31 protein-coding genes and 1 tRNA gene are annotated in these 25,583 nt (G+C 37.2%); 8 read left to right on the top strand and 24 right to left on the bottom strand.

Translation table 11 applies throughout. The features are described 5' to 3' along the window. Window position 1: 1 nt before the first annotated feature. Together PHX18_07500 and PHX18_07505 are read right to left on the bottom strand one after the other, a co-directional pair. Entirely contained in the window at window positions 2-1,165 is a 1,164-nt protein-coding gene (locus tag PHX18_07500) for a peptidoglycan DD-metalloendopeptidase family protein (GenBank protein ID MDD3594455.1), read from the bottom strand. 200 nt (window positions 1,166-1,365) lie between these two features. After that, a complete protein-coding gene (locus PHX18_07505) occupies window positions 1,366-1,632 on the bottom strand; it encodes a hypothetical protein (GenBank protein ID MDD3594456.1) in 267 nt (88 codons plus the stop codon). A 154-nt stretch (window positions 1,633-1,786) separates the two neighbouring features. On the opposite strand from PHX18_07505, the gene fba reads away from it, so the two are divergent. Then, window positions 1,787-2,737 carry a class II fructose-1,6-bisphosphate aldolase gene (gene fba / locus PHX18_07510; GenBank protein ID MDD3594457.1) on the top strand — a complete coding sequence of 317 codons (951 nt, stop codon included), beginning with the start codon at window positions 1,787-1,789 and terminating at the stop codon, window positions 2,735-2,737. Between the two features lie 69 nt (window positions 2,738-2,806). On the opposite strand, the gene leuD is transcribed toward fba, so the two are convergent. From leuD to PHX18_07565, 11 genes are all read right to left on the bottom strand, one after another. After that, window positions 2,807-3,304, bottom strand: coding sequence for a 3-isopropylmalate dehydratase small subunit (gene leuD, locus PHX18_07515; protein MDD3594458.1), 498 nt, complete (start codon window positions 3,302-3,304; stop codon window positions 2,807-2,809). A 59-nt stretch (window positions 3,305-3,363) separates the two neighbouring features. Then, the gene (locus PHX18_07520; protein ID MDD3594459.1) at window positions 3,364-4,458 is read right to left on the bottom strand and encodes an ABC transporter permease; all 1,095 of its coding nucleotides are present in this window, start codon (window positions 4,456-4,458) and stop codon (window positions 3,364-3,366) included. Next, window positions 4,455-5,423, bottom strand: coding sequence for an ABC transporter permease (locus PHX18_07525; GenBank protein ID MDD3594460.1), 969 nt, complete (start codon window positions 5,421-5,423; stop codon window positions 4,455-4,457). Before PHX18_07525 ends, PHX18_07520 begins: the two co-directional genes overlap by 4 nt. After that, on the bottom strand, window positions 5,423-7,276 hold the full coding sequence (locus PHX18_07530) for an ABC transporter substrate-binding protein (GenBank protein MDD3594461.1): 1,854 nt from the start codon (window positions 7,274-7,276) through the stop codon (window positions 5,423-5,425). Before PHX18_07530 ends, PHX18_07525 begins: the two co-directional genes overlap by 1 nt. Before the next feature lie 121 nt (window positions 7,277-7,397). Next, window positions 7,398-8,162, bottom strand: a complete 765-nt coding sequence (locus tag PHX18_07535) for a hypothetical protein (GenBank protein MDD3594462.1) — start codon at window positions 8,160-8,162, stop codon at window positions 7,398-7,400. A 31-nt stretch (window positions 8,163-8,193) separates the two neighbouring features. Further along, window positions 8,194-8,745 (bottom strand): hypothetical protein, encoded by a 552-nt coding sequence (locus tag PHX18_07540; protein MDD3594463.1) that lies wholly within the window; start codon window positions 8,743-8,745, stop codon window positions 8,194-8,196. Beyond that, window positions 8,742-9,572: a FliA/WhiG family RNA polymerase sigma factor gene (locus PHX18_07545; GenBank protein ID MDD3594464.1), complete on the bottom strand. Its 831-nt coding sequence runs from the start codon at window positions 9,570-9,572 to the stop codon at window positions 8,742-8,744. The genes PHX18_07540 and PHX18_07545 overlap by 4 nt, the downstream gene beginning before the upstream one ends. Before the next feature lie 118 nt (window positions 9,573-9,690). After that, a complete protein-coding gene (locus PHX18_07550) occupies window positions 9,691-10,359 on the bottom strand; it encodes a PilZ domain-containing protein (GenBank protein MDD3594465.1) in 669 nt (222 codons plus the stop codon). Between the two features lie 10 nt (window positions 10,360-10,369). Beyond that, entirely contained in the window at window positions 10,370-11,341 is a 972-nt protein-coding gene (locus tag PHX18_07555) for a ribose-phosphate pyrophosphokinase (GenBank protein ID MDD3594466.1), read from the bottom strand. A gap of 15 nt (window positions 11,342-11,356) precedes the next feature. After that, window positions 11,357-12,769, bottom strand: coding sequence for a bifunctional UDP-N-acetylglucosamine diphosphorylase/glucosamine-1-phosphate N-acetyltransferase GlmU (gene glmU / locus PHX18_07560; protein MDD3594467.1), 1,413 nt, complete (start codon window positions 12,767-12,769; stop codon window positions 11,357-11,359). Window positions 12,770-12,894: 125 nt separating this feature from the next. Further along, complete coding sequence (locus PHX18_07565) at window positions 12,895-13,197, bottom strand: hypothetical protein (GenBank protein ID MDD3594468.1); 303 nt, start codon at window positions 13,195-13,197, stop codon at window positions 12,895-12,897. A gap of 141 nt (window positions 13,198-13,338) precedes the next feature. Here PHX18_07565 and PHX18_07570 point away from each other — a divergent pair. After that, window positions 13,339-13,412 (top strand) — tRNA-Met (locus PHX18_07570). Between the two features lie 483 nt (window positions 13,413-13,895). Here PHX18_07570 and PHX18_07575 read toward each other — a convergent pair. Continuing rightward, on the bottom strand, window positions 13,896-14,084 hold the full coding sequence (locus tag PHX18_07575; GenBank protein ID MDD3594469.1) for a hypothetical protein: 189 nt from the start codon (window positions 14,082-14,084) through the stop codon (window positions 13,896-13,898). 96 nt (window positions 14,085-14,180) lie between these two features. Here PHX18_07575 and PHX18_07580 point away from each other — a divergent pair, with 96 nt between their 5' ends. Beyond that, complete coding sequence (locus PHX18_07580) at window positions 14,181-14,408, top strand: helix-turn-helix transcriptional regulator (protein MDD3594470.1); 228 nt, start codon at window positions 14,181-14,183, stop codon at window positions 14,406-14,408. 27 nt (window positions 14,409-14,435) lie between these two features. Here the strand turns inward: PHX18_07580 and PHX18_07585 are convergent, their stop codons facing one another. The 9 genes from PHX18_07585 to PHX18_07625 form a co-directional block, all read right to left on the bottom strand. Continuing rightward, a complete protein-coding gene (locus PHX18_07585) occupies window positions 14,436-15,017 on the bottom strand; it encodes a YkgJ family cysteine cluster protein (GenBank protein ID MDD3594471.1) in 582 nt (193 codons plus the stop codon). Window positions 15,018-15,023: 6 nt separating this feature from the next. Continuing rightward, a complete protein-coding gene (gene atpG, locus PHX18_07590; protein ID MDD3594472.1) occupies window positions 15,024-15,935 on the bottom strand; it encodes an ATP synthase F1 subunit gamma in 912 nt (303 codons plus the stop codon). A gap of 10 nt (window positions 15,936-15,945) precedes the next feature. After that, window positions 15,946-17,469: a F0F1 ATP synthase subunit alpha gene (gene atpA / locus PHX18_07595; protein MDD3594473.1), complete on the bottom strand. Its 1,524-nt coding sequence runs from the start codon at window positions 17,467-17,469 to the stop codon at window positions 15,946-15,948. A gap of 15 nt (window positions 17,470-17,484) precedes the next feature. Continuing rightward, window positions 17,485-18,045: an ATP synthase F1 subunit delta gene (gene atpH, locus PHX18_07600; protein ID MDD3594474.1), complete on the bottom strand. Its 561-nt coding sequence runs from the start codon at window positions 18,043-18,045 to the stop codon at window positions 17,485-17,487. Continuing rightward, complete coding sequence (locus tag PHX18_07605) at window positions 18,045-18,548, bottom strand: hypothetical protein (protein MDD3594475.1); 504 nt, start codon at window positions 18,546-18,548, stop codon at window positions 18,045-18,047. Before PHX18_07605 ends, atpH begins: the two co-directional genes overlap by 1 nt. Further along, window positions 18,541-19,011: a hypothetical protein gene (locus PHX18_07610; GenBank protein MDD3594476.1), complete on the bottom strand. Its 471-nt coding sequence runs from the start codon at window positions 19,009-19,011 to the stop codon at window positions 18,541-18,543. Before PHX18_07610 ends, PHX18_07605 begins: the two co-directional genes overlap by 8 nt. 6 nt (window positions 19,012-19,017) lie before the next feature. Continuing rightward, window positions 19,018-19,263 (bottom strand): ATP synthase F0 subunit C, encoded by a 246-nt coding sequence (locus PHX18_07615; protein MDD3594477.1) that lies wholly within the window; start codon window positions 19,261-19,263, stop codon window positions 19,018-19,020. Between the two features lie 19 nt (window positions 19,264-19,282). After that, a complete protein-coding gene (gene atpB, locus PHX18_07620) occupies window positions 19,283-19,972 on the bottom strand; it encodes a F0F1 ATP synthase subunit A (GenBank protein ID MDD3594478.1) in 690 nt (229 codons plus the stop codon). A gap of 75 nt (window positions 19,973-20,047) precedes the next feature. Further along, window positions 20,048-21,283, bottom strand: coding sequence for a TatD family hydrolase (locus PHX18_07625; GenBank protein ID MDD3594479.1), 1,236 nt, complete (start codon window positions 21,281-21,283; stop codon window positions 20,048-20,050). A 192-nt stretch (window positions 21,284-21,475) separates the two neighbouring features. Between PHX18_07625 and PHX18_07630 the strand changes: the two genes are divergently transcribed. The 3 genes from PHX18_07630 to PHX18_07640 all read left to right on the top strand — a co-directional run bounded on the left by PHX18_07630 (window position 21,476) and on the right by PHX18_07640 (window position 23,410). After that, entirely contained in the window at window positions 21,476-22,096 is a 621-nt protein-coding gene (locus tag PHX18_07630) for a histidine phosphatase family protein (protein MDD3594480.1), read from the top strand. Window positions 22,097-22,105: 9 nt separating this feature from the next. Continuing rightward, window positions 22,106-22,912, top strand: a complete 807-nt coding sequence (locus tag PHX18_07635; GenBank protein ID MDD3594481.1) for a purine-nucleoside phosphorylase — start codon at window positions 22,106-22,108, stop codon at window positions 22,910-22,912. Between the two features lie 72 nt (window positions 22,913-22,984). Beyond that, window positions 22,985-23,410 (top strand): hypothetical protein, encoded by a 426-nt coding sequence (locus tag PHX18_07640; protein ID MDD3594482.1) that lies wholly within the window; start codon window positions 22,985-22,987, stop codon window positions 23,408-23,410. A gap of 6 nt (window positions 23,411-23,416) precedes the next feature. Here the strand turns inward: PHX18_07640 and PHX18_07645 are convergent, their stop codons facing one another. Beyond that, entirely contained in the window at window positions 23,417-23,788 is a 372-nt protein-coding gene (locus PHX18_07645; protein MDD3594483.1) for a hypothetical protein, read from the bottom strand. Between the two features lie 134 nt (window positions 23,789-23,922). Between PHX18_07645 and lpxA the strand changes: the two genes are divergently transcribed. Both lpxA and PHX18_07655 read left to right on the top strand, forming a co-directional pair. After that, on the top strand, window positions 23,923-24,723 hold the full coding sequence (gene lpxA, locus PHX18_07650; GenBank protein MDD3594484.1) for an acyl-ACP--UDP-N-acetylglucosamine O-acyltransferase: 801 nt from the start codon (window positions 23,923-23,925) through the stop codon (window positions 24,721-24,723). Between the two features lie 53 nt (window positions 24,724-24,776). Beyond that, window positions 24,777-25,319 carry an NADH peroxidase gene (locus PHX18_07655; protein MDD3594485.1) on the top strand — a complete coding sequence of 181 codons (543 nt, stop codon included), beginning with the start codon at window positions 24,777-24,779 and terminating at the stop codon, window positions 25,317-25,319. Window positions 25,320-25,583: the final 264 nt, after the last annotated feature.

Raw genomic sequence — 25,583 nt, forward strand, 5'->3', positions numbered from 1 at the left:
TCTAAAAAGGATTGGTAGGATTACCGTTTATACGCACTTCATAATGGAGGTGAGGACCGGTTGAATATCCGGTAGAACCGACATATCCCACAGTTTGTCCTTTGCTGATACTTGCACCCTGATTGACGGAATAACGGGACAAATGTGCATAAAGGGTAGAGGTGGGCTTTCCTTTGTAATTACCATGGTCTATGATTACAACCTTACCATAGCCGCCGTACCAGCCCGCATATATCACAACCCCTGAATTCGTTGCTCTGACCGGAGTACCGTAAGGCGCACCTATATCCACTCCGGCGTGGAAAGTGCGGCTCCGAAATATCGGATGTATACGCCAGCCGAAAGGTGATGTGATAGGACCTGCTACAGGTCTTGAGAAATCTGTGGTAGTACTGAACTTTGAAGATTGTTTTTTCGCCGTGCCTCTTAACATACGGGCTAAACTTTCTGACTGGTTTGCTAACTCTTTTTCAGCTCTTTCATAAGTTCTTCTGTCTGTTTGGAGTTTATTAATCAAATACTGGCTTGTGTTAATATCCTGGGCGATTTTGTCTTTTTTGTCCTGTATTCTTGCCATCGAATACAAAATGCTCTGCCTTTGCGTATTGACCTGTCTTGTATAATCCGCCAGTTTGGATGCATTTGCTTTTAGGCTTATTAACGCTTCCGTATCTTTTTGCGCAATTATTTGCTGGTAGTAAACTTTATCCAATAATTTATTTATGTTTTCAGATAAAAATATTACATTCAAAAAGCTTATTCTCTCGCCTTTATAAATTTCTCTTAATCTTTTAGCAACTTCGTTCTGGTCGGCTTCATACTTTGCGTTAGCTTCATTAAGATTTTGTTGAAGCTTTGTGAGCCTGGCTTTCGTTTGCTCAAGATTTTGCTGGGTCATAAGGAGTTCTTTTTTTGTTATCTCCATGTTGCCCTGACTTTTATAAAGCTTATTTATTTCCTTGTTTTCTTTTACTTTAAGCTCACGAATCTTTTGTCTTGTATTTTGTCGCTTTTTCTCAATGTTATCCTTCACTTTATGTATTTTGTCGTTAGATACAGTGCCTTTGACCGCATCATTGTAAGTAAGTGCGGCAAAAGACACACTTTGTATGACAAAGAGTAAAAATACACATACTAAAACTAATATTTTAGACTTTAAAGACATGAAATCACATTAAATTAACTGAATAAAAGCGGTATGAGAGATAATCCTACCATCCAAAAGATAAAAACAACCGCGATAAACAAGATTACGGACTTTTGATGTTTTCTGAAAAATTCCAACATATTCACTCTCCTAATAATATTATTACATTAATAATAACTTAAAAGTATCAGCAGGGCAAAAATATTACAAAAATGCTGTTAAGCAAGCTTCTTGGGTTTAACGGTAAGTTCGGGATTCCCGATTTCTTTAAGCAAGCTTTGAACGACTTTTGGCATTTGACAAACAAATGAATAGTTTCCGCCTGCCACAGAACACTCGGTACAGTTGCAATTACTTCTGTAACATGCAATTGCCTGGTCAGTCCAGTTTTTGGTAATTGAGTTGGATATATTTCCTTTGTTTCTCGGTAATGTTTTTCTTGTTTCTGAATTTTTTGAGAGTCTTAATTTTTCTTTTGTTAACATATTTCCCTAAACCTAAAGAACTAATTCTTTATTAATCCTACAAATAATATTGAGCAAATAAATCATCTTGATAGTGTAAAAAATCTATTTTTAGGTTATTTTTTTTGTGCATGGTAAAATTATAGGCGTAAGAAAAATTTACAAGGAGATGAAAATGAGCGAAAGAAAACTCGTTGGAACGCAAGAAATGTTCAAAAAAGCATTAGAAGGCAAATATGCCATCGGCGCTTACAACGTAAACAACATGGAAATCCTTCAGGCAATCGCTGAAGCAGCGGAAGAAACAAAATCCCCCATTATTCTTCAAGTTTCGGCAGGTGCAAGAAAATATGCTAACCAGACTTATTTGATTAAATTAGTAGAGGCTGCTCTTGCTACAACTACAGTACCTATAGCGCTTCACTTAGATCACGGTGCAGACTTTGAAATTTGTAAATCCTGCATAGATGGCGGTTTTTCATCAGTTATGATTGACGGTTCAAGGTTCCCGCTTGAAGAAAATATTGCACTGACTAAACAAGTTGTTGAGTATGCCCACGCACGAGGGGTCAGTGTTGAAGCTGAACTTGGTAAATTGGCAGGTATTGAAGATGATGTTAATGTATCAGCTGCAGATGCTAAATTTACTAACCCTCAGGAAGCGGCAAGATTTGTAAAAGAAACAGGCTGTGATTCTTTGGCAATTGCTATAGGAACAAGCCATGGCGCTTACAAATTCTCAGGCGAAGCAAAGCTTGATTTCGACAGACTTGCAGAAATTAAAAAAGCTGTTAATGAGGCGGTAGGATACGATTTCCCAATCGTACTTCACGGTGCTTCTTCAGTTCCGGAATATTTAGTAGCAAAATGTAATAAATTCGGCGGCAAACTTCCTAACGCAAAAGGAGTTCCTGAAGAAATGCTTTCTTTTGCATCCAAAAACGGCGTAGCTAAAATTAATATTGATACAGATTTAAGATTAGCTATGACAGCTACAATCAGAGAATTCTTCGTGGAAGAACCTGCTAAATTTGACCCGAGAGAATATATGGGGCCGGGCAGAACTGCTGTTAAAGAACTTGTTAAACACAAAATGCAACTTCTTGGCACTGCAGGTAAAGCTTAGTATCAAATTTTCAAATAAAAACAGAGCATTATTTAATGCTCTGTTTTTTTTATGTGCCGATAATTTCTTTTATTTTGCTAATTTTTCTCTGGTGTAGTTAACCAAACCGCCCGCTTTAATAAGATTTTGGATAGACTCCGGGAATTTAGCCGTTGAGTATTCTTTATTTTGGGTTTTGTTGTATATTTTTCCCGAAGCTAAATCGACTTCTATAACATCACCTTTTTGAACTTCATCAGGAAGCTGAGAGTTTTCCAGGATAGGCAAACCTATGTTAATGGCGTTTCTGTAGAATATTCTTGCAAAAGTCTTAGCTATAACAACGCTTACTCCGCTTGCTTTTATTGCGATAGGAGCGTGTTCTCTTGAGCTTCCGCAGCCGAAATTTTCACCTGCTACTATTATATCGCCTGCTTTTACTTCTTTGGCAAAAGCTTGGTCTATATCTTCCATACAGTATTTTGCAAGTTCTTTAGGATCAGAAGTGTTTAAATATCTTGCCGGAATGATTACATCCGTATCAACATTATCTTTGTAAACCCAAGCGTTACCCGAAATATTTGTCATATTGCTCTCCTTTTAAAATCTGCTTAAATTATATATAAAACAAGCCGATAAAACAATTATTATCGCCCGTAGCTTTTGGGGTCTAAAATATCTCTTATGGTATCGCCTATTAAGTTAAAGGACAAAATTGTTATAAAAATCAAATACCCCGGAGTCAAAAGCCATGGCCTGTAGATTATATTTGTGTATTCCTGTGCTTCTTTGAGCATATTACCCCAGCTTGCGTCGGGCTGCTGAATACCTAACCCCAAAAAGCTCAACCCCGACTCGCCCAGGATATACCCGGGTACGCTTAAGGTTACGGCTACTATGACAAAACTTGCGGTTTGAGGAAGGATATGTTTCATAATAATTCTTAAACTGCTTGCCCCTATTGCTTTGGCTGATTCTACATATTCCTGTGTTTTGATGGATAAAACCATTCCCCTCACTACCCTTGAAAACCCTGCCCAGCCTATAAAAGCCAGTATTACTATTATGAGAGTAAACCTTTGTGTGCTTGTCATTCCGGCGGGCAAAAGCGCTGCTAAAATTATCAGGAGATAAAAGCTCGGTATAGACATAATCGCTTCTGCTATACGCATCATAACGGTATCGACAATTCCGCCGCTAAACCCTGCTATACCGCCGTAAATCAAGCCTATCGGAAACGATATAAATAATGCCAAAAATCCGATTGTCAATGATACCTGCCCTCCGTATAAGAGTCTTGAAAAATTATCTCTGCCGTTAATATCGGCGCCTAAAAAATACAGCCTGCCGGCAGGTTTATCAAGTCCGACGAGGTGCCTGTCCGTTTTGAATACACCTAAAAATTTGTATTCAAACCCTTTGGCAAAAAGTTTCAAATAGTATTTTTGCGACCTGTCAAGAGTATAGTCTGTCGAAAAGGTTTCTTTGTTAAATGTTCTTGTATAGTTGTATGTATAAGGTTTTGAGAGGTTTCCACGCTGGTCTATTACAAAAATTTTAGAAGGCGGTGCATAAGAAATATGCCTGTCGCTAAAGTCTTCGGAATTTACAGCGAAAAAGTCCGCAAACGCTATCAAAATATAAAAAACGAACAATATAAAAATAGCTATACGTGCAAATTTATCTTTAAATATTTGCCTTAGGGGGCTTCTGTTTATTTTTAACTCATTTATTTTACTCATTCCATCACCACCCGCGGGTCAACTGATTTTAAAAGAATATCACCAATCAAATTCCCTGCAATAAGCATTATTGAGCCAATCATAAGCGATGCCATAACAAGATTAATGTCAGACTTGAGTACGGCTTCCAAAACAAGCCTTCCCAAGCCGGGGTACTGAAAAACATATTCTGTTAAGGCCGCGCCGCTCAATAAACCTGCAAACTCAAAACCTATAAGCGTTATCATAGGGTTTATTGCGTTAATTAAAGCATGTTTGTAGACTACGGTATTTTCGCTAAGCCCTTTTGCACGGGCAAGTTTTATATAATCTGATTCCAAAACATCAAGCAAATTTCCTCTCATTTGTCTTTGAAGACTTGCAAGGCTTAGTGTAAAAAGTACAAGCACGGGCAGGAATAAATGATGGGAAATATCTAAAATCTTAAAAAACCAGTTCATATTGCTAAATCCGGGGCTGGTTAATCCTCCGACAGGAAACCATCCTGTTTTTACGGCGAAAACCAGAAGCAGCAATGCAAAGAAAAAAGAGGGGATAGCCATTCCTACTGAGGTAAATACTGTAATTATCCTGTCTATCGGCTTTCGCCAGTTTAAGGCTGCATAAATACCCAGCGGTATTCCGACAACCCAGGTGAAAAGTATTGTTATTATTGTTAAAAGAAGAGTGTTTGGTATACGTTCTTTGAGCTTATCGGAAACCTTTTCCCCGGCGGTTGTTACTCCGAAATCTCCTCTTACAAAACTTCCTGCCCATTTAAAATACTGTTTATACAAAGGTAAATGAAGCCCGAGTCTTTGTTCCTCGGCTTTGAGAGTTGCCGCTGAAATGGCAGGGTTAAGCTTTAGTTCGCTTAAAGGGTCAATAGGACTCATTCTTATTATAAAAAAGCTGAAAATCGATACCAAAATTAATAATGGTATGGATTGCAGTATTCTTTTCAGTATATATAAAGGGATAGACATTATTTTATATAAATCTCCTCTAGGTTATGAACAGGACCGCCAAGAGGGGTCGGGTTGATGTTGCCCAAATGTTTTCTTATTGCAACTATATTCAGCGGGGTATAAAGATAAATAAAAGGCTGCTGCTCGTAAGCGATTTGTTGGTATTGGTCGTAAATAGCCTTTCTTTTATTGAAGTCAAGTTCAAGGGCTCCTTTTAAAAATATATCGTCAATCTGAGCTTCCCAAGGTCTTAAATCGGCTTTATTAAGAGCATCTTTGCCCTGCCTTAAATTAAACATGTGCAAAGTCCCGTCAGAGCGCCATACATTTGCACCGTTATTGGGTTCCAGACTTGAGCCGGTAAGCCCTAATATAATCGCATCCCAATCCATAGCGCCTGTTATTTTGCCGACTAAAACATTAAATTCTATCGGTTTAAAGTTTACCTTCATACCGAGTTCTTTGAGGTCTTCTTTTACCATTACGCCGACAGATTCTCTTTCTGTATTGCCCGCATTTGTCAGCATTGTAAATTCTACTAAATGCCCCTCCTTGTCATATAGATTCCCTTTTTTATCATAATAAAACCCTGATTTTTTGAGTAGTTCTCTGGCATAATTCAAATCTCTCGGATGTCCTTTTGCAAGTTCTTTGTCCAGAAATATAGAAGATAAGCCTTCTGCCGTAAACAACGGGGAACCCACGCCTTCAAGGATATTTGACACTATAAAATCACGGTCGATGGCATAGTCAACAGCTCTTCTGAAATTGATATCGTTAAACCATTTTTGCTTTACGGGGTCTACGTAATATTGCCCTTTATCATTTTTTCTGCGGTTCAGATTAAAAGTTATAAAAGTGGTTCCGTCACCGGCACCAAGGTTATACATTTTGTAGTTCGAAGCTTTTTCTTTTTGTTTAAATCGTGCAACCTGATTGCCGCGCACATTCAGATAATCAATCTCGTTAGCTTCAAATTTTAATATCTGATTATTCAGGTCGCCTACTATATAAATCACGTAAGTATCAAGGTACGGGAGTTTTTGGTTTAGTTTATCCGTCATTGCAAAGTTTGGATTTTTCTCGAGAATAACACGTTGGGCAGGCACATATTCTTTTAATTTAAACATTCCGCTTACGACAAAATCTTTCGGGGCTGTTGTAACGCCCCAATATTGATTAAATTCCGCTATGCCTTTTTTTGTAACAGGCTCAAGTTTGTGTTTTGGTGCTATTGGAAAGCCGAGCATTCTTAAAAAAGGTGCAAACGGTTTTGGGGTAGTGAATTTTATCGTGTATTTATCAACTTTTTCTGCTGCGGGCATTTTGCCGTCTACCAGCATTACATCTCGTGCGCTCGTATCGCCGTAGCCGCCTTTTATTATTGTATTAAACGTAAAAAGAACATCATCTGCCGTGATTTCTTTGTCATCTGACCATTTAAGCCCTTTTCTTAAAGTTACCGTATAAACTTTGCCCGTCTTATCCACGCTGTAGCTTTTTGCAAGACGTGGTATTACTTTGCCTGAATAGGGGTCTGTAATAAAAAGTCCTTCAAACATTGTGCCTGCAATAGATGATGAAGTTGCATCTTTTGAATTCCAATAGTTAAAAGTCTTAGGTCCTTCACCTATCATGGAAGAATAGAAAGTTCCGCCTGGTTTGCCTGTTTCACCTCTCGATTGAAGGTACTCTACTCCGCCTATTTCTACTATTTTATAAGGCGGAATTTCTTCCGGTCTGGTTTCTTCCAGGCTGCTTGTATTTTGGTGCTGCGTTTCTTTTTCAGGTACATCTCTATGCAGACATGAGGTGAATATCAGTGCTGCCAGAAATATTATTGAAAGTATTGTAAGGATTTTCTTAATCATAAATTTATTATGATTAACTTCAAATTATTTATCAAGCCCGTTTACATTAGATAGTAGGATAAATTGCAAAATGAGATGAATAAGTAAAAGGTTTGCCGGTGTGCTGCCTCTGCACCTTTTATCACAAATCTATATCTTTATAATCAACCAGTGTTTTTATAAGCTGCGGGTCGTACTTTCTTCTGCCTGTTACCAAAAGCTGCAGCCCTTGCGCATCTTTATTGGAACTATCTATAGAACATTCAACCATATTGTAGTCTTTTTTGGGGGTTATGTTTGTGTAGTAATCTTTTGGGAATTTGTCGTAAATATTTTCTATGCTGATACTGTATTTTTTACATTTTGCCTGTATGGCAAGTTTCGTGCGCAGAGAATCAAGCTGGGTTTTGCTCAGAGTTTCTTCTTTTACCGGGTATTTTTTTACGGGCAGCTCCATTATGCGTTTTTGAGGGAATTTTTTTGTGTAAGGTTCTACCTCGAGAATTTCGTTTACGGTTTTTATACTGTTTGCTATACATATATCTTTTGCTTTGAGTCTGGTTAACTTTGGGCTAAAGCCGATTTCTTTTTTTATAGGCGGGTTGCAGGCATTTTGAAGCACTGTGTTGTAAAAACGCGCAATGCATGAGAATTTTACCGGTTCTTTTCTTATTTTTATGGAGTTATAAAATTCCTCTTGGGTGTTTTGTATAACAAGTTTTTCTTTTAAAGTCGGATATTTACGGACTTTTGCCTGGAATTTTGTAAACTTCGATTTGTTTGTTTTCACTTCATCGGCAGGCAGAGTGTTGAATTTTACTTTTCTCTTGTTGTGTTTTATGCTGCTTAATTTGTGGGTTTTTGCAACAGAGGGTTTGATTTCACAGATTATAGGGTCAAAATCCATGAAAAATCCTAAGAAATGATTATAAATATTTCTAATTTTCTTTAGATAATATGAGCTCAACGGTTTTTTGCACCCTTTCAAGCGGTTCTGTTAAATCAATAAAATTATTGGTATATTTTGTTAATTCCATTACTTTTGTATAAACAGGGTTGTTTTCATCGACTGCTGTTGCAAATTGTATCCGCAATGGCGGGCTTGTTTTAGAAAATTTCACTATGTATTCGTTATCTTTTGTTTTTTGTATTTCGTTTTCCTGGGTTGTTTCTGCGATATTTACAGGGGACATTCTCACAATATCAACTTTTGAACTTTTATAGCCCAGCATTTGTTCGTCTTTTACGATCAGGATATCTACCTTGTTGGAGATAACTTTCATTAAACTGTCTAAAATAACATCAACTTTTAAATATTGTTCAAGTCCGCTTCCATACAATACCTGTTGAATTTTTGTCGGTAAAATCGGGTCTGTATACTGAAATTCTAAAGGAAAACCTTTGCAGTCAGTTACCAGAATTGCCCCTATAAATCCGCTTCCTGTGGAAGAGGCTAATGCATAGCCTATTTTTGTATTTTCGTTGCTCATTCTACTATTTTCCTTAATTCTAACTTGTTACTTGTTAATATATTTCTCAGCTTCATTATTGATTGCGCATGAACCTGGCAGGCACGAGATTCTGAAATTTTAAGCGCTTCTCCTATTTCTTTAAAAGTCATATTTTGGTTATAATACAATGTCAGCACAACTCTTTCTCTTTCCGGAAGTTTTGATAACCCTCTTATAAGGTCTTTTTTTGCGTCTTTTTCTTCCAGTTTATCTAACGGGTTTATGCTCTTGGTATCTTCTATATTATCTATAATTTCGGAACTTTGGTCGGAGGCATCTCTTGTTGCATTTAACGAAATTACTATATCAGAACCGGCTTCTTTTATAATTTCGCGTATTTTTTGGATGGGCATTTCCATTCTTTGAGCAAGCTCTTCTTCGGTGGGCGGGCGTTTAAGCTCTTTTTGCATTATTTGGATAACGGCATTTATTTCTTTTTGTTTTCTCCTGACTGCTCTGGGCACCCAATCCTGCTCACGTATTTTGTCTATAATTTCCCCGCGGATTCTTGTCAGGGCATAGGTTTCAAACCTTGTGTTTTTATCTAAAGAATATCTTTCTATAGCATTAATCAAACCTTCTATCCCAAAGCTTGCTATATCTTCAGAAGCAATGCTTGACGGAAGACTTACTCTCATACGGCCTACAACGTATTTTATTAAATAAATATACTGGACAACCAGGGTGTCTTTGGCTTTTTTGTTGCTCTTATCCTTTATGTATTCAATCCACAAAGCCTCTAACTCAGCTTCTGTGAGTTTTTTTATTTTCTTTTCCGATAAGTGGATTTGATTTACCGAATCCATTTAGTATGCCTGCTTTTCCCAAGTTATCCGAAAAAATAGAACACGAAGTCCTATCCCTTAATATTGTCCGATTTTAAAGGCTTTTAGTCATCATTCATTTAGTGTAATTGAGGAAAAATCAGATGGAGCTGAATAATTTTTCGTTTCTTCTTTGTTCCAATTGAAATTTAAAGCAGGCTCTTATAATTTTGTTAATATCATCTGTTTGAATATTGGTGAAGTTAAGTGCATTTAAAAATATTTTGTCATTGTTCAGGTGTACTTCTCTGGTGTAAACTTTCTCACATACCAAATCGAGCTGCTCATCTTCTATGTTCAGAAGAACTTTCATTTTATCAGCTTGCGGCAGTTCTTTTTGCGATATAAAACAGCAGCCTTTTCCCGATAAATTTTTTGTTTTAAACGCCTGTTTTAATACCAAAGAACCTTCTTTAAACATACTCAGCTCCAGTGTGGTATGGATAGGAACTCTTACATATTCACGTCTTTGGCAATGCTGATTATTATAAGGAAAGCTTATAAATACATCCTGCCCGGGACCGAAATCTCTTTTTAATATACTTGCGTTACCTGAAAATATTCCTATCTCTGTACAAATAATTATCCTTATTTTCCCGTTTTCTTCAATGGTTACATTTTCTTCCAAAGGCAGGGGCTTTGCTATAAGTATCTTATCTTCCTGAACTTCTTTTATTTCGCTGTTTAAAATAAAAGAAACACCAAGTTTGTCAGTATAGACTATTTCCAACTTTGTATCTTTTGTTAAAAATTTGTAAATATCAACCATACATCAGCCTCTATTCAAATAAAGAGCTTACAGATTCATCATCGTGAATTCTTGTAATTGCTTTTCCAAGTAACCGTGCTACATTTAATTGTATTATTTTTTTAGGTAGTTTTTCAACATCTAAAGGAATGGTATTGGTAACAATAATTTCTTTGGCACAGGATTTTTCCAACCGTTCTATGGCAGGTCCGCTGAATACAGGGTGCGAAGCGCAGACAAATACTTCTTTTGCCCCGCATCTTTTTAACAGATTTGCTCCTTCGCTTATAGTGCCTGCTGTATCTATCATATCATCAAAGAGTACAGCTACTTTGCTTTTAACATCACCGATAACATATTCTACTTTTGCTACATTATGCTCTTCGCGCCTTTTGTCGATAAATGCGATAGGAATATTGCCCAAAACATTTGCGAAGTGCCTCGTCCTTTCTACCCCGCCTGCATCAGGGCTTACCAGCACCAATTCTTCCGGAGGAATTTTTTTGTTTTTTATGTATTCAACAAAAATAGGCAAAGATTGAAGATGGTCAACCAAAATATTAAAATATCCCTGGATTTGTCCCGTATGTAAATCCATGGTTAATACCCTGTCAGTGCCGGCTGTTGTAATTAAGTCGGCCACAAGCTTTGCCGTAATAGCTTCTCTGCCGGAAGTTTTGCGGTCTTGTCTTGCGTATCCGTAGTAAGGAATAACGGCAGTGATAGATTTTGCACTGGCTCTTTTAAAGGCATCAATTATTATTAAAAGTTCCATTAAGTTTTCGTTAACGGGCTTACACAGCGGCTGTAATATAAAAATATCATCACCACGTACACTTTCCTGAACTTTGATATAAATTTCACCATCGGCAAAATTCTTAATAATCATAGGTCCTACAGTAGTTCCCAAATATTCGGCTATATCTTTAGCAAGTTTAGGGTTAGCCCTGCCCGAAAATATTTTTATATCATGTGTGGGTTTAATGGTTGTTTTAGTGTCCATTATATGGATATTCCTTTATTTTGTCAGACTCTTTACTTTGTTTTTTACCCAGTCATTAAAGACTTTTAACTTGCTTCTTGTTACAGCAAGGGCATTTTCGGGAACATCTTCGGTAATTACGCTTAATGCTCCTATCATTGCATTTTTTTCAATTTTAACAGGCGCCACAAGTACGCTGTTAGCACCAATGCTTGCTCCGTCTGCAATTATGGTTTTGCATTTTTCCTGAGTTATAGAATTGTAGTTGGCGGTTATTGTACCTGCGCCTATATTGACGTCCCGTCCTATTTTGGTATCACCTATGTAGCTCAGATGGGCTACTTTTGAGCGATTGTCAATGTAGGATTTTTTTACTTCCACAAAGTTACCTATTCTTACTTTGTCTGCTATTTCCACGCCATCCCTGATATGGGCAAAAGGTCCTATGGTCACGTTTTCTGCTATAACAGCATCGCTTACATGCGAGCAGAATATTTTAACGTTATCGGCTGTTTCTACGTTACCTTTGATAATAGTATTAGGTCCTATAGTATTTCTTTCTCCGAGAAAATTTTCTCCGTCAATATAGCAGTTGGGATAAACCATGGAATCATTGCCTATTTCTGTTTCAGGAGAAATCCAGGTCATCATAGGGTCTACAATGGTGACACCGTTACTCATTAATTCTTCAAGCTTACGGTTTTTCAACAAAACCGCGGCTCTTGCAAGCTGTTTTTGGGAATTGATTCCGAATACTTCCAGATTATCTTCAAGAACATAAGCGTTTGTTTTATAGCCCTGTCTTACCGACCAGTCGATTATGTCGGTTAAATAAATTTCGCCCTGCACATTATTAGGCGTTAATTCTGCAAATACAGGTGCGATTTTTTGCCAATCAAAACAATATATTCCTGCATTAATTTCTTTTATTGCTTTTTGAGAGGGTGTAGCGTCTTTTTCTTCAACAATTCTAAGGACATCACCGTTATCATCTCTGATGATTCTGCCGTAATTTATGGGGTTTGCCACAACAGCTGTCATTACGGTTAAAACAGCTCCTGACTGGCGATGCGAGTCAAGAAACTTTTCAATGGTTTCTGTCCTTATTAAAGGAGTGTCTCCGCACACTACCATAACGCTGCCCTGGAAGTCTCCCAAATGATTATAACATTTAAAAACAGCATCACCTGTTCCCAGCTGCGGTTCCTGAAGTACGGTCATGACGTTTTTCAACGGGTATTGTTTCTCTACGAGGTCTGTTACCGTTTGGGCTTCATGTCCGACGATAACGTAAGTCTGCTTAATATCTTCTGCCTTTAATGTGGCATTAATTACCCTCTCTAAAAGGGTTTTACCCATAATACTGTGCAATACCTTTGGGATACCGGATTTCATTCTAGTTCCTTTGCCCGCCGCAAGGATTATAGAGCGAATTTCGTCAGTTGTCATGTCATAAACCTTTACTCAATGAAACATTTTCATTTTCTCATAAATTTTGAAAAATTGGTAGTAAAAATTTATATTCATTACGTAATATATCAAAAGAGAAGCTTTATAGCTTCTCTTTGAAATCTTTATTGGAATATGCTTACCAGTTTGCTTCCTATTGTTGAAACGGAGCTTTTTATTCCGTCTTTTATGAAGTCTGCTGCCAGCTTTGTTACCGGCTGCCTGTCCAAATTGTCAAAAGCCAAGTAAATTGGGTCTCTTGCATTCTTGAAATGCATTCTGTCATATACAGGGTTGAACGGGTCAAATTCACCTTTATTTTCCTTTTTTTGGACTTTTCTTAAAGGCTTATGTTTACCGTTGCCGCCTTGTGTAAGGTTGTTGCCTATGGTTGCTCTTTCTTGTGTTAATAGGAATGTAGTGTTCATTTTCTTGTCTTTCTTTGCTCTCTTACTATAATAAAGTCATTAGTATATACAAAATTGCTATTTAGTATATACTATATTAAGTTTTATTAAGAAAATAAAGCCTTGAAAAAAAATAATCAGCATTGATAATAGATAAAGTACGGCACAGTAGCTCAGATGGTTAGAGCGCACGGCTCATACCCGTGAGGTCGACAGTTCGATTCTGTCCTGTGCTATTTTTGTTAGGTTCGACAGTTCCGCGGATGTGATTTTTTACGCACGTTGTGCTTAAAAATCTACATCTCCGACCCGTCAAACTACGGCTCATAAATTCACCTTGTTTGTCGTGCGATTCTGTCCTGTGCTATTTTTGTTGGGTTCGACAGTTCCGCGGATGTGATTTTTCACGCACGTTGTGCTTAAAAATCTACATCTCCGACCCGTCAAACTACGGCTCATAAATTCACCTTGTTTGTCGTGCGATTCTGTCCTGTGCTATTTTTGTTAGGTTCGACAGTTCCGCGGATGTGATTTTTTACGCACGTTGTGCTTAAAAATCTACATCTCCGACCCGTCAAACTACGGCTCATAAATTCGCCTTGTTTGTCGTGCGATTCTGTCCTGTGCTATTAGTTTTTAGAACTTTAGATATAAGTTACCCGGGGAGAGATCTCTAAATATCTATTAATACTGGAGTTCTTAAGCAAGAATGACTATTATTAATATTCCATATCAATAAATAGGTCATTCAATTTGTCAATGTTATCATGGAGATATTCTACCAATGAATATAAATTAAGAATTTCATCAAGGTCATTATTATTAGCTTTGCAATATTCTTTTAATACAGAACTAAGATTGTAAATTCTCTCTGAAAGTAACGCTAATTCTTCTATCTTATTATTCATTTTTATCCTCTTGTCCTTGCATCTTGTTATTTTTATAACCTAAAGATATTATAATTTACTGACACTTTAGTGTCAATATGTGATAATAATCACATTATGAAAAAAGAATTAGCTAGAAAATTTGGATTAAGGGTTAAATTCGAGCGAATGAAAAAGGATTTAACACAAGAACAGCTTGCTGAATTGGCGGATATTAGCCGTGCAACAATTACAAAATTAGAAAAAAATCTTTCCTCGCCTACTCTTGATATTGTCGAGGATATAGCAAGGGCTTTGGGTTATGAGCCTTATGAACTTTTTATTTTTAAAGATTTAGAAATCTAAATATTCTTTATTCCTTCAGCCGGTCCTCTACCAATGGTAAGAGCCGTATTCTTCCCAAGGTTTGATTTTTTCTTTGATAAGATTTTCAAGCTCTGTTGTTGTCATATTTTTACCCGGGATTTCACCTTCTGCGTAGAGTATTTGGCATTCATACAAATATTCCTTCAACTTACGTACAGTTCGTTTTGTTTCCTCTTTTTTATTAAATTGCCAGCCTTCAAACCCGCAATTGGGCGGCATTAACGACCAGGCATTGGCAGGAGCTTTTCTACAGGCCCCGGGTCTTGTTTTGTGAATTTTACATAATTTATTTTCATCAAGGTGCGGGCAGTAGTAAAAGCTTATTTTTGATTCATCGTAGCCGGGGGATTTTCTTAATTCTTCCAGAACTTGGTCTACATGCTCGGGACAGGCATTTCTGGCTGCTGCTATGTTGTCATAGCGTTTAAAAATATCTATAAAGGTGGAAGCTTCCCCCTCACCTTGTTTTGCAAGTTCTATAAGCTCTTCATGAGAATAGGCGGGAATTATTGCAATACAACATCTGCCGCACATACGACAAAGTCTTTGAGGTCTGTTAATTCCCAGGTTTTCTTGTTCGTCCGTCATAATATCCTATTCTATAGCGTTTGCACCGCTTACAACTTCCAAAATATCTTGAGTAATAGAGTATTGACGCGCCTTGTTGTATTCTATTGATAAAGAGCGAGCCATTTCTTCGGCATTTTTGGTAGCGTTGCTCATAGCGTTCATTCTGCTTGCAAGCTCTGATGCCATTGCCTCTCTTAAAGAAGTAAATACTATGTTTGATAAATATAAAGGAACGATTTTTTGCAGAACAGCCCCTTCTGACGGTTCAAAAATCATTTCGCCGTTGAGTTTTACTTCTTTATTGTCAGGAGGATTAACAGGCAAAAGGTCAAAAGACTCTACGCTGTAAGAAAGCATTGTTTTAAATTTTGTTGTTATTACTTCGATTTTATCTATTTGTTCATTTACAAAAGCTGTTGCTAAGTCTTCAGCTACCATATTTGCTATTTCTATCGTAACAATAGGTGGAATTTTAGAATATTTTTTTACAATTTCGACTTCTGTATTAAAATAAATTTTCTTTAGCGCCGAGATACCTTTTAATCCGACAACAAATAATTTAACCCCTAACCCTTCTTTTTGCAGTTTATCAACGGTTTCTGTTGTGCGTTTGACAATATTGGTATTATAAGCACCCGCCAAACCTTTGTCAGAAGTTATTACAAACAAACCTACCGTCTTAATATCACGTTTTGTAAGTAGTTTAGGGTAGTTTTCTATTGCGTTTTTGAATTTCTTATTGGTTTCTATATCAGGTCTGGAGTTGAGTACTTCGCTGAAAACTTTTATAAGGCTTAATGCATAAGGGCGGGATTCCTTGGCTGACTTTTCTGTTTTTTTTACTTTGGAAGCCGCAACCATTTTCATAGCCTGGGTAATCTTACCCGTACTTTTAACGCTTTTTATTCTGGTCTTTATGTCTCTTAGATTTGCCATAAGTTTCTTTCTAATTTACTGTCAGCATAAGGCTTTTTACCTTATTAATACCCTCTGTCATTTTTGCTTTTGTTTCATCGCTTAAGGCCGTACCTTTATTCAATTCAGCTTCAAGTTCAGGAAGGTTTGCATTCATATAATCAAACCATTCTGCACGAAGCGCTGCAATTTTATTGTTTGGAACATCATCCAACGAGCCTTGATTGACCGCAAACAAAATTGATACCTGCTGAGCAACACTGAGCGGTTTATATTGAGGCTGTTTTAAAACTTCAATAAGTTTTTCACCTCGTTTAAGCTGGTTTTGGGTAGCTTTATCAAGGTCGCTTGCAAACTGTGCAAAAGCTTCTAACTCTCTGTATTGTGCAAGGTCAAGTCTTAACTTGCCTGCTACAGATTTAATAGCTTTAGTTTGAGCAGCTCCGCCTACACGCGATACTGATATACCGGGATTTATAGCCGGTCTTACACCGGAGTTAAACAAATCTGTTTCCAGAAAAATCTGACCGTCTGTAATACTGATTACGTTTGTAGGGATATAAGCCGATACGTCGCCGGCTTGTGTTTCTACAATAGGAAGGGCTGTCATGCTGCCGCCGCCTTCTTTATCAGAGAGCTTTGCCGCTCTTTCAAGCAATCTTGAGTGAAGGTAGAATACATCGCCGGGATAGGCTTCTCTGCCCGGAGGTCTTCTCAGAAGAAGACTCATTGCACGGTATGCTTGTGCGTGGCGGGTTAAATCATCGTAGATAATTAACACGGATTTGCCGTTATCCATAAATTCTTCACCGATGGCAGCGCCTGCAAACGGTGTTATATATTGCAGCGGAGCTGATTCATGGGCTGCTGCAGATACTATTATTGTGTAATCCATCGCGCCTTTTTCTTCAAGAGTTTTGGCTATTTGTGCCACCGAGCTTGTTTTTTGTCCGATTGCTACGTATATACAGATTACACCGGTATTTTTTTGGTTGATGATGGTGTCTAACGCAATAGCTGTTTTGCCTGTTTGTCTGTCGCCGATGATTAATTCACGCTGACCTCTGCCGATGGGAGTTAAAGCATCAATAGCCGTCAAACCTGTTTGAAGCGGTTCCTGAACTGACTTTCTTTTAACGATGCCGGGGGCAATTCTTTCGATAGGGCGGACTTTCGTATAGTGGATTTCGCCTTTGCCGTCTATTGGCTGACCTACAGGGTTGATAATCCTGCCTATAAGACCATCCCCTACGGGAATAGCTGCAATTTCACCCGTGGATTTAACGCTCATTCCTTCTTTGATGTTGGTATAATCTCCCAAAATAACCGCGCCGATGTTATCCTCTTCAAGGTTAAGCGCAATACCCAGTGTTTGGTGTCCGTCATCAAATTCAACAAGCTCGGAAGACATAACGTTTTTTAGACCGTATATTCTTGCAATACCGTCACCAACTTCAAGTACGCTTCCGGAGTTCTCAACTTCGGTTTGAGAATTGTAGTTTTCAATTTTTGATTTAATAATTGCCGTGATTTCATCAGGTCTTATTGTAGCCATTATATATTTCCTTTTTTATACTAATTGCTTTTCAAAATGTTTAAGTTTATTTGCCAAAGAGGCATCTATTATTTTATCCCGAAATTTTAACATTAACCCTGCAAGGATAGAAGGGTCTGTTTTATATTCAGGTTTGATTTCTTTTTGAAGTTTATTTTCAAGTTTTGCTTTAAGAGAGGTTTTTAAATCTTCGTCTATTTCTATTGCGGAAATTACTTCAACCTTTACTATATTCTTGATTTCATCATATTCTTCTTCGTAAGTGTAGATAATAGTCGGAAGCAAATTAATCTTGTTTTCATCAACCAGCAAAAATAAAAAATTCAGTGTTATATTTGATATTTTGCCATCAAATACTGATTTTAAAACATCTTTTTTGTCATTTATTGTAACAACCGGATGGAGTAAAAATTCTGCCATATCAGAGGAATTTGAATAAGTTTCATCGACTAATTTAAGGTCGTTAAATACTGTATCAAGCTCGTTTTTTTCTTGTGCTGTTTTAATAAGAGCTTTAGAGTATCTTCTTGCCAGCGAAGATAGTTTATTATTTATTTTTGTAGTGTTTTCCGCCATTATATTTCCAGTCCGTCTATGTTATCTATAACCTGTGATATAAATTTGCGATGGAGTTCTTTGTTATCGCTTAATGTTGATGTAATTTGTTTTTTTGCCGCGGTCAGGGATTTTTCGCCTATGTATTTTACAAGGCGTGAGTTCGTTTGATTTTCTTCGTTAACAATTCTTTTGTCGCTTGTTTTCTTTGCATTGTCAATTAGAGATTCAAGCTCTTCTTTTGTTTTAGCTTCAAAAGACTCGATAGTTTGTTTTGCTGCATTAATTATTTCTTTCAGTTCTTCTTCAAGATTTTCTAAAGATTTCTGTGTTTTGTGAAGTTCCTGTTTTGCATTTTCTTTTAACTCATCAGAATGATTGATGTTATTGTGAACATCCTGTTTCGCGGTTTCGATTTTTTCACCTGCTTTTGCAGCCTTCCAAATCCACACAAAAACCAATACCATTAGTATAAAGTTAAAGGCGTTTGAATTTAATATATTGCTCCAGCTAAAATCAAACATTCATGACCTCATCAATTTCTTTTTCATTAAGCGGGGTGTAGGTCACCCCTTCGCCTAAAATTTTTGCCGTGATTTGGTTTGCCAAATCCGCAACATGAGTTCTTAAACCGCCAATCGCAACATTTTTCTGATTTTCAAGCTCCTGTTTTTTTGCTTCAAAATCAGAATTCAGGTCAGTCTTTACCTGAGATAACTGTTTGCTTTTGTTTGCTTTTATTTCTTCTGTTTTTGCAGTAAACATATCTCTTGACTGTATTTTTGTATCATGCACTTTTCTGTTTTTGTTTTCAATAAGTGTAGTTGCTTTTTGAAGATGATTTTGCGCTTCTGTTTTATTGTTTTCAATATAAGATTCACGCTCGTCAATAATTTTTGCAATAGGCTTATACATAATGGAATTCATTATGAAAATAAAAATCAAAAACGAAATAGTTGATGCAATAATTGTTGCGTTGATTTCCATTAAAAACTATCCTATAAGTTGCAAAGCTATAAATAACGCATAGATTGCAGTTGCTTCAGCCAGCCCCGCACCGATAATGAAGTAAATCAAAGCTTGCCCCGCAATTTCAGGTTGTCTTGAGATAGCTTCCATTAGACCTTTTGTGGCAATACCAAGCCCAAGCCCTGCACCTACCGCACCAAAACCGATAGCAATACCTGCGCCTAATTTTGCTAAATCTAAACCTTGAGCTGCTACTTGTTCTACTGACATAATTTTTCTCCTATATAAACTAATGTTCTTCTACTTGTGTTGCTGTTGCAATGTATGCTGTTGAAAGCAATACAAAAACCAACGTTTGCAAAAATGCGACGAATACTTCAAACAACATAAAAGGTAACGGTAAGAAGTAAGCGCACATTCCGACAAAGGTAAATACTAATATTTCGCCTGCCAAAATATTGGCAAAAAGCCGCAGAGCCAATGAAAAAGGTCTTATAATCATTTCTAACAGTTCAATTATTGCCATAATGATTCCTACAAAAGAAAACTCGTGCAGGAAGAATTTGAAGCCCTTCACCCTTACGCCATGGTAAACATAATAAATTAACACCATAATAGCCATAGCTGCTGTCATGTTAATATCGTTGGTAGGTGAAGCCAATTCGCCGGTAACCTTAAGGTGGTAAATTCTCCATGGAATTTGCCCCATTAAATTAGCTGTTAATATAAACAAGAATAATGATGCCAAAATAGGAATATGAATTCTTCCTGATTTGCCTATCATAGAATCCGTCAGCCCCATAAATCCGCCGACGATTTTTTCTGCTGTCAATTGAAGTTTATTTGGAAATATAGAGATTTTTCTGGTAGCTATAAAAGCAAAAACAATAACTGCCGCCATGGCGACCCACATAGTAACAAGTGTATCCATGTTAAAGCTTAAATTTCCCGCCTGTACTACCCAATGTTCTGATGACACCCTTATTCCTCATAAAAAAATCTTTCCCTCTAATTATGATACTAAACATTTGAATTTAAAACAATTATTTTCTTTTTATTTTTTGCAAAGGCTGATAAATTCATCAACCCCCAAAGCTTTTAATTGAGGTACTTGGGCGATAGTTTGGGCAGGTGTTGCAAAAGTGTTTGCTGCAGGTGTTTTCAAGATTGTTTTTTGCGGAAATATTTTATCCTTGAAAATAAACGCCAATAATGCACATGTCGCCAACAAAACAGAGCTTAAGATTAATCCGATTTTAGTTTTGGACATTTTTTTTACAACAGGTTCAATCGGATTGTTTTTTGCCCAATTTTTTTCAAAGAAAAGCTCTTGCGAATTTTTGTAAAAGATTTTTTCGGTAATTTCATCGGCTTCATTGCCAAAATTGTCTTTAATCATTGTTTTAAGCCCGGAAATGGTTTTTTCGTAGGCTTCTTTTGCGCTCAATCCATTTTTTAATTTTTCACCAAAACAACCTAAGGGCGCGTCTGTTCCGAATAGAATTCTATCAAGGGCATCCCGCTTTTTTAGTTCGGTGATAAGGGTTTTCACTTTGGAATGAACTCCGTCCGGCAAATCGTTTTTCCAATCAAGCCAAGAAATATCACAGTATAATTTTGCATCTTTGTTTTCAATTGAACTTTTTAAAACCTCAAGCGCTTCGTTAAAATTGGCATCAGACCCTGCCCCGGTATGCCCTAATATGACGGGTACATCTTTGAATTTATTTTGAATTAATTTATAAATCTCTTTTGCCCCTGAAATATCGCTATCACAGTGGAATAAACAAGGGAGTTTTTTTTCTTGAGCAAGTTTCATATAATTTTCATACCACTTGTGACTTGCGGATATTTGCTCACCGCTTGGTGTCATAGATAAATCTCTGGGGTGGAATTTCAATCCGACAAATTTGCCGTCATTTTCTATCAAAAGCCTCCTGATTTCACTTGTATCACCGCCTGTTATATTAGGCTGGCAAACAGCCAAAGGTGCAAGTTTATTATTTTTTGCGGCTGCATTCAGGGCAGTCATATTGCCCTCACGCTCACTTGCATAAGTACCGTTTTGCACTATACAATCCAAGTTTGAAAACAGGCCTTTGTTAATAGTATCTTGTTGTTTTACACCGCTTACCACGATATTAAGAGAGTCGTTTGTAAACACGTCTAAAACTTCGGGCGAATAATGTACAAGGTTTTTATCAGCATCAACCCAATGCCCGTTGTGAAGGTGCGCATCGTTAATAAGACCCTTAAATGATATTGAATTAGTTTGGTTTAATTTCATCATATAAATCTCTACACTACAATTCTATTAATATTTGCTTTCTAAAAAGTATAAATAAAGGTAAATAATTGTTTTTGATATTAAATTAAACTATTATTTATATTTTTTTACATTTTCATTATTACCCGGTTACTTAATATTTGGCAAAAACGCAACAATATGCAACAATAAAGCTATGACGTTGAGAGGTACTTTATGTTCAAAAGAATATGCAAAATTATATTTGTCAGGCATGGTGCTACCATTTACAGCCAGCAAAAGAGATTATACGATGCTGATGATTATCCGCCTTTGAACCAGGAAGGCAGAGAAGAAATAAAAAATCTCACCGAATGGCTTCAGCTAAGATGCCCTCATATTGATGCCATATATTCAAGTTCTGCTCTTCGTTCTATTCAAAGCGCCAGAATAATATCTAAAGAATTTGGCGCTGATTATGAAATTTTAGACGGCTTATACGAAAGAAAAAGCGGGATTTGGGCAGGGCTTACTTTTGACCAGATAGAGGAAAAATACCCTCATATGCTTATGGAATACAAAAATAACCCCAACGAATTTTCCCCTGAAGGCGGAGAATCAACCTCGGAATTTAAAAAGCGTGTAGGGCTTATAATCGATAAAATAGTTAATGATAATATCAGTAAAACAATTATTGTGGTGTCGCATGCCGGAGTTATACAATCTGCTATAGCACATGCCCTGCAAATCCCGTCGAAACACCAGTCAAAAATAGTCATTCCTACCGGAAGTGCTACTCAGATAAACTATTATGATGATTGGGCATCACTTGGATATTCAGGCTGTATAGCTATTTAGGGGTTTGAAATGCTGAATCATACCGTTGAATTTATAAAAGAACATACAAAAGGGAAATATAACCCAAAGACCGCGCTTATTCTGGGTTCAGGTTTGGGTGATTTGGCAAATGAAGTCAGTGGTGTAAGAATTAGGTACCATGAAATCCCTGCCTTTGTCCAATCAAGTATAGAAGGTCATGCGGGGCAGCTTGTAATCGGTAAGCTTGAAGGTAAACAAGTTTTGGTAATGCAGGGACGTATTCATTACTATGAAGGGCATGAAATTCAAAAGATTGTTTACCCCGTGAAAGTTATGAAAAAACTGGGTGTAGAAAACCTTATAATAACCAACGCTGCAGGCGGGGTAAGTGAAAAAGTTACAATCGGTGATTTAATGCTTATTAATGACCACATTAATTTTATGGGGGTAAATCCTTTAATAGGCGCTAACGCTAATGATTTAGGCGAAAGATTTCCCGATATGAGTGAGGTTTATAATCCTGCATTAAGAGAAAAAACAAAAAAAATCGCAGCAAAACTCGGCATAAACTTAAAAGAAGGCATTTATGCGGCAACAAGCGGACCCAGTTATGAAACACCGGCGGAAATTAAGATGTTTAGGACGCTTGGCGCCGACGCTGTCGGGATGTCCACAGTACCTGAAGCTATTGTAGCTAACTATTGCGGAATGAAAATCCTTGGTATTTCCTGTATTACCAATATGGCAGCAGGTGTTACGGGTAAAAGGCTTAACCACAGTGAAGTTATAGAAGAAGGACAAAAAGTTAAAGAAAATTTTACCAAACTAATCAGGCAGGTTATTAGACACATTTAGTTTTTAGTTTGTAATTCTTTAAAAAAAATGATTAAATATAATATGCGTTTTACCTAGTATAAGGATGATTTTATGAATTTTTTAGACAAAATTTTGGGGTTAACAGAAGGGTTTTTAGGAGGAACAAAGGCTCTTGTTGATAAAATTTCCAATCAAAAAATGGAAACAACGGGTTCAATATGGTCTGAAGACGAAATGAAGTTCTATGAACACAGGGCTGCGGAAGCCGCCCAAAAACAAGCCGACTTAACAACTATACCGGGTACGCCCGAAGATCAAGGTTCTGAAGACGAAATAAAGTTCTATGAACACAGGGCTGCGGAAGCCGCCCAAAAACAAGCCGATTTAACAACTATACCGGGTATGCCCGAAGATCAAGTTTCCGAAGACGAAATAAAGTTCTATGAACACAGGGCTGCGGAAGCCGCCCAAAAACAAACCGATTTAACAACTATACAGGGTATGCCCGAAGATAAAACGGATTTGAATAAGGATTAATATTTTTTAAGTAAAAATATCTCTGCCCAACACTTTTGCCAAAGTTTTTCTGACTTCATCCGCCCATACTATACCTTCAACCACTATGCCATGCTTGGATTTTACTGTTTCTACTATGTTTTTTTCAAAGCTGGGATGCTGTCTTAAAAATTCATCAAGCGGCATATTACCTCTCTGCGAGTTTATACTCTTTGCTACAATCAGGTAGTTGGAAACATGGTTTAGTGAACCTTCAAAGCTATGCGGAACTATGTGCTCTACACTTCTGGGATTGTTTCGCGTAAAAACCTTACCTGTATAAGCACACCTGTCAAACATTTGTTTGAAATACTGCCTGCCGTTGAAATTTATAAAATTATTTTGAAAATTCACAATCATTTTTATCTCCTTGCTTAATCTTTATAAACTCTTAAAAATTATTTTTTGCTATCGTATAAAATTTTGATAAAGAAATGTTAATATTACTGATTTTTTCTGTAATATTAAGCTAATACACATAACGAGGAATTATTATGCTTACAATCAACCAATCCGCTTATATTGACGAAACCGCCCAAATAGGCGAAAACGTAGAAATCCAGCCTTTTGCATACATAGGCAAAAATGTTGTTATAGGAGATAACGTAAAAATAGGTTCCGGAGCCAAAATTGAATACGCTGCAATAGGTAAAAATACTTCAATAAGTTCACATGCAGTCATAGGTACGGAGCCGCAGGATTTAGGCTACAAAGGCGAGCCGACGGGTGTAATTATCGGTGAAAACTGCCAAATAAGAGAGTTTGTAACAGTAAACAGAGCAAGCCACGAGGGTAATACAATAGTAGGTGATAATTGCCTGCTTATGACAAGCGTACATGTGGCCCATAACTGTAAGCTTGAACATAACGTTATTTTAGCAAACGCAGCTACGTTAGGCGGACATTCTGCCGTAGGCGCAGGCGCTTTTTTAGGCGGTATGGTGGTGGTTCATCAAAATGTAAGGATAGGAACTTTAGCTATAATGAGCGGATTTTCAGGTACAAGACAGGATATCCCGCCCTATGCCAAAACAATGGGCGCCCCCTCGAGGATTGCAGGCACCAACGTTATAGGATTGCGCAGAAGCGGACTTAATCAGGATGAGCGTAATTATGTAAAAAGAGCTTATAAATATTTATGGTTTTCTGATTTGTCCATGCAGCATGCATTGGAAGAAATAGAAAAAAATATCCCTCAAACAGAGCAGGTTAAACATTTGGTTGAATTTTGCAGAACTTCTAAAAGAGGGGTTATAAAGACTTACAAAGAAGATGATAATCAGGATGAAATTTAGGTATATTTTTGATAAGATACCTGGGTGAGTATTTTCATGTAGGAGATTATCTTATGCCTAAATTTATTTGTACTGTGTGCGGTTATATTGCAGAAGGCGAAGCACCTGAAAAATGTCCCCAATGCGGCGCTTCTAAAGAAAAATTCAAAGAACAATCCGCGGATATGGCTTGGGCTGATGAACATGTTATCGGTGTTGCTGATTCCGCAATTGATAAAGAAGTTTTGGAAGGCTTAAAGCTGCACTTTGCAGGCGAATGCACGGAAGTAGGAATGTATCTTGCGATGAGCAGACAAGCTGATAGAGAGGGATACCCCGAAGTAGCGGAAGCTTATAAAAGAATAGCTTTTGAAGAAGCTGAACACGCTTCTAAATTTGCCGAACTTTTGGGTGAAGTAGTAACTTCTTCTACGAAAAAGAATTTGGAAATGAGAGTTGAAGCCGAATATGGCGCTTGCCAAGGTAAAAAAGATATTGCAACCAGAGCTAAACAGTTAGGCTATGATGCAATTCACGATACAGTGCATGAAATGTGCAAAGATGAAGCAAGACACGGCATGGCTTTTAAAGGACTTCTTGAAAGACATTTCAAATAAAGCCCGAACGCCCCTTGACTTCTCTGAAAAATAGACCCCATGGATGATTGCATGTTGTCAATTTGGATGATGAGAACCGTCACAACATGTGGCAACATGGATACTACCAGAGCATACTCTGATTTTATAAAAAACTTGGGGAGTGCTTTTTGAATGAGGTATATCATTCAATTTTTAGGGAAAGAGAGAGAAATGGGCTAGAAAAACAAAATTTTCAACGCTCAAAAATGGCTAATCGATAGGTTAGCCATTTTGTTTTGTTAT

It is taken from the genome of Candidatus Gastranaerophilales bacterium, assembly GCA_028696075.1.
Classification (GTDB): domain Bacteria; phylum Cyanobacteriota; class Vampirovibrionia; order Gastranaerophilales; family JAILCC01; genus JAQVHS01.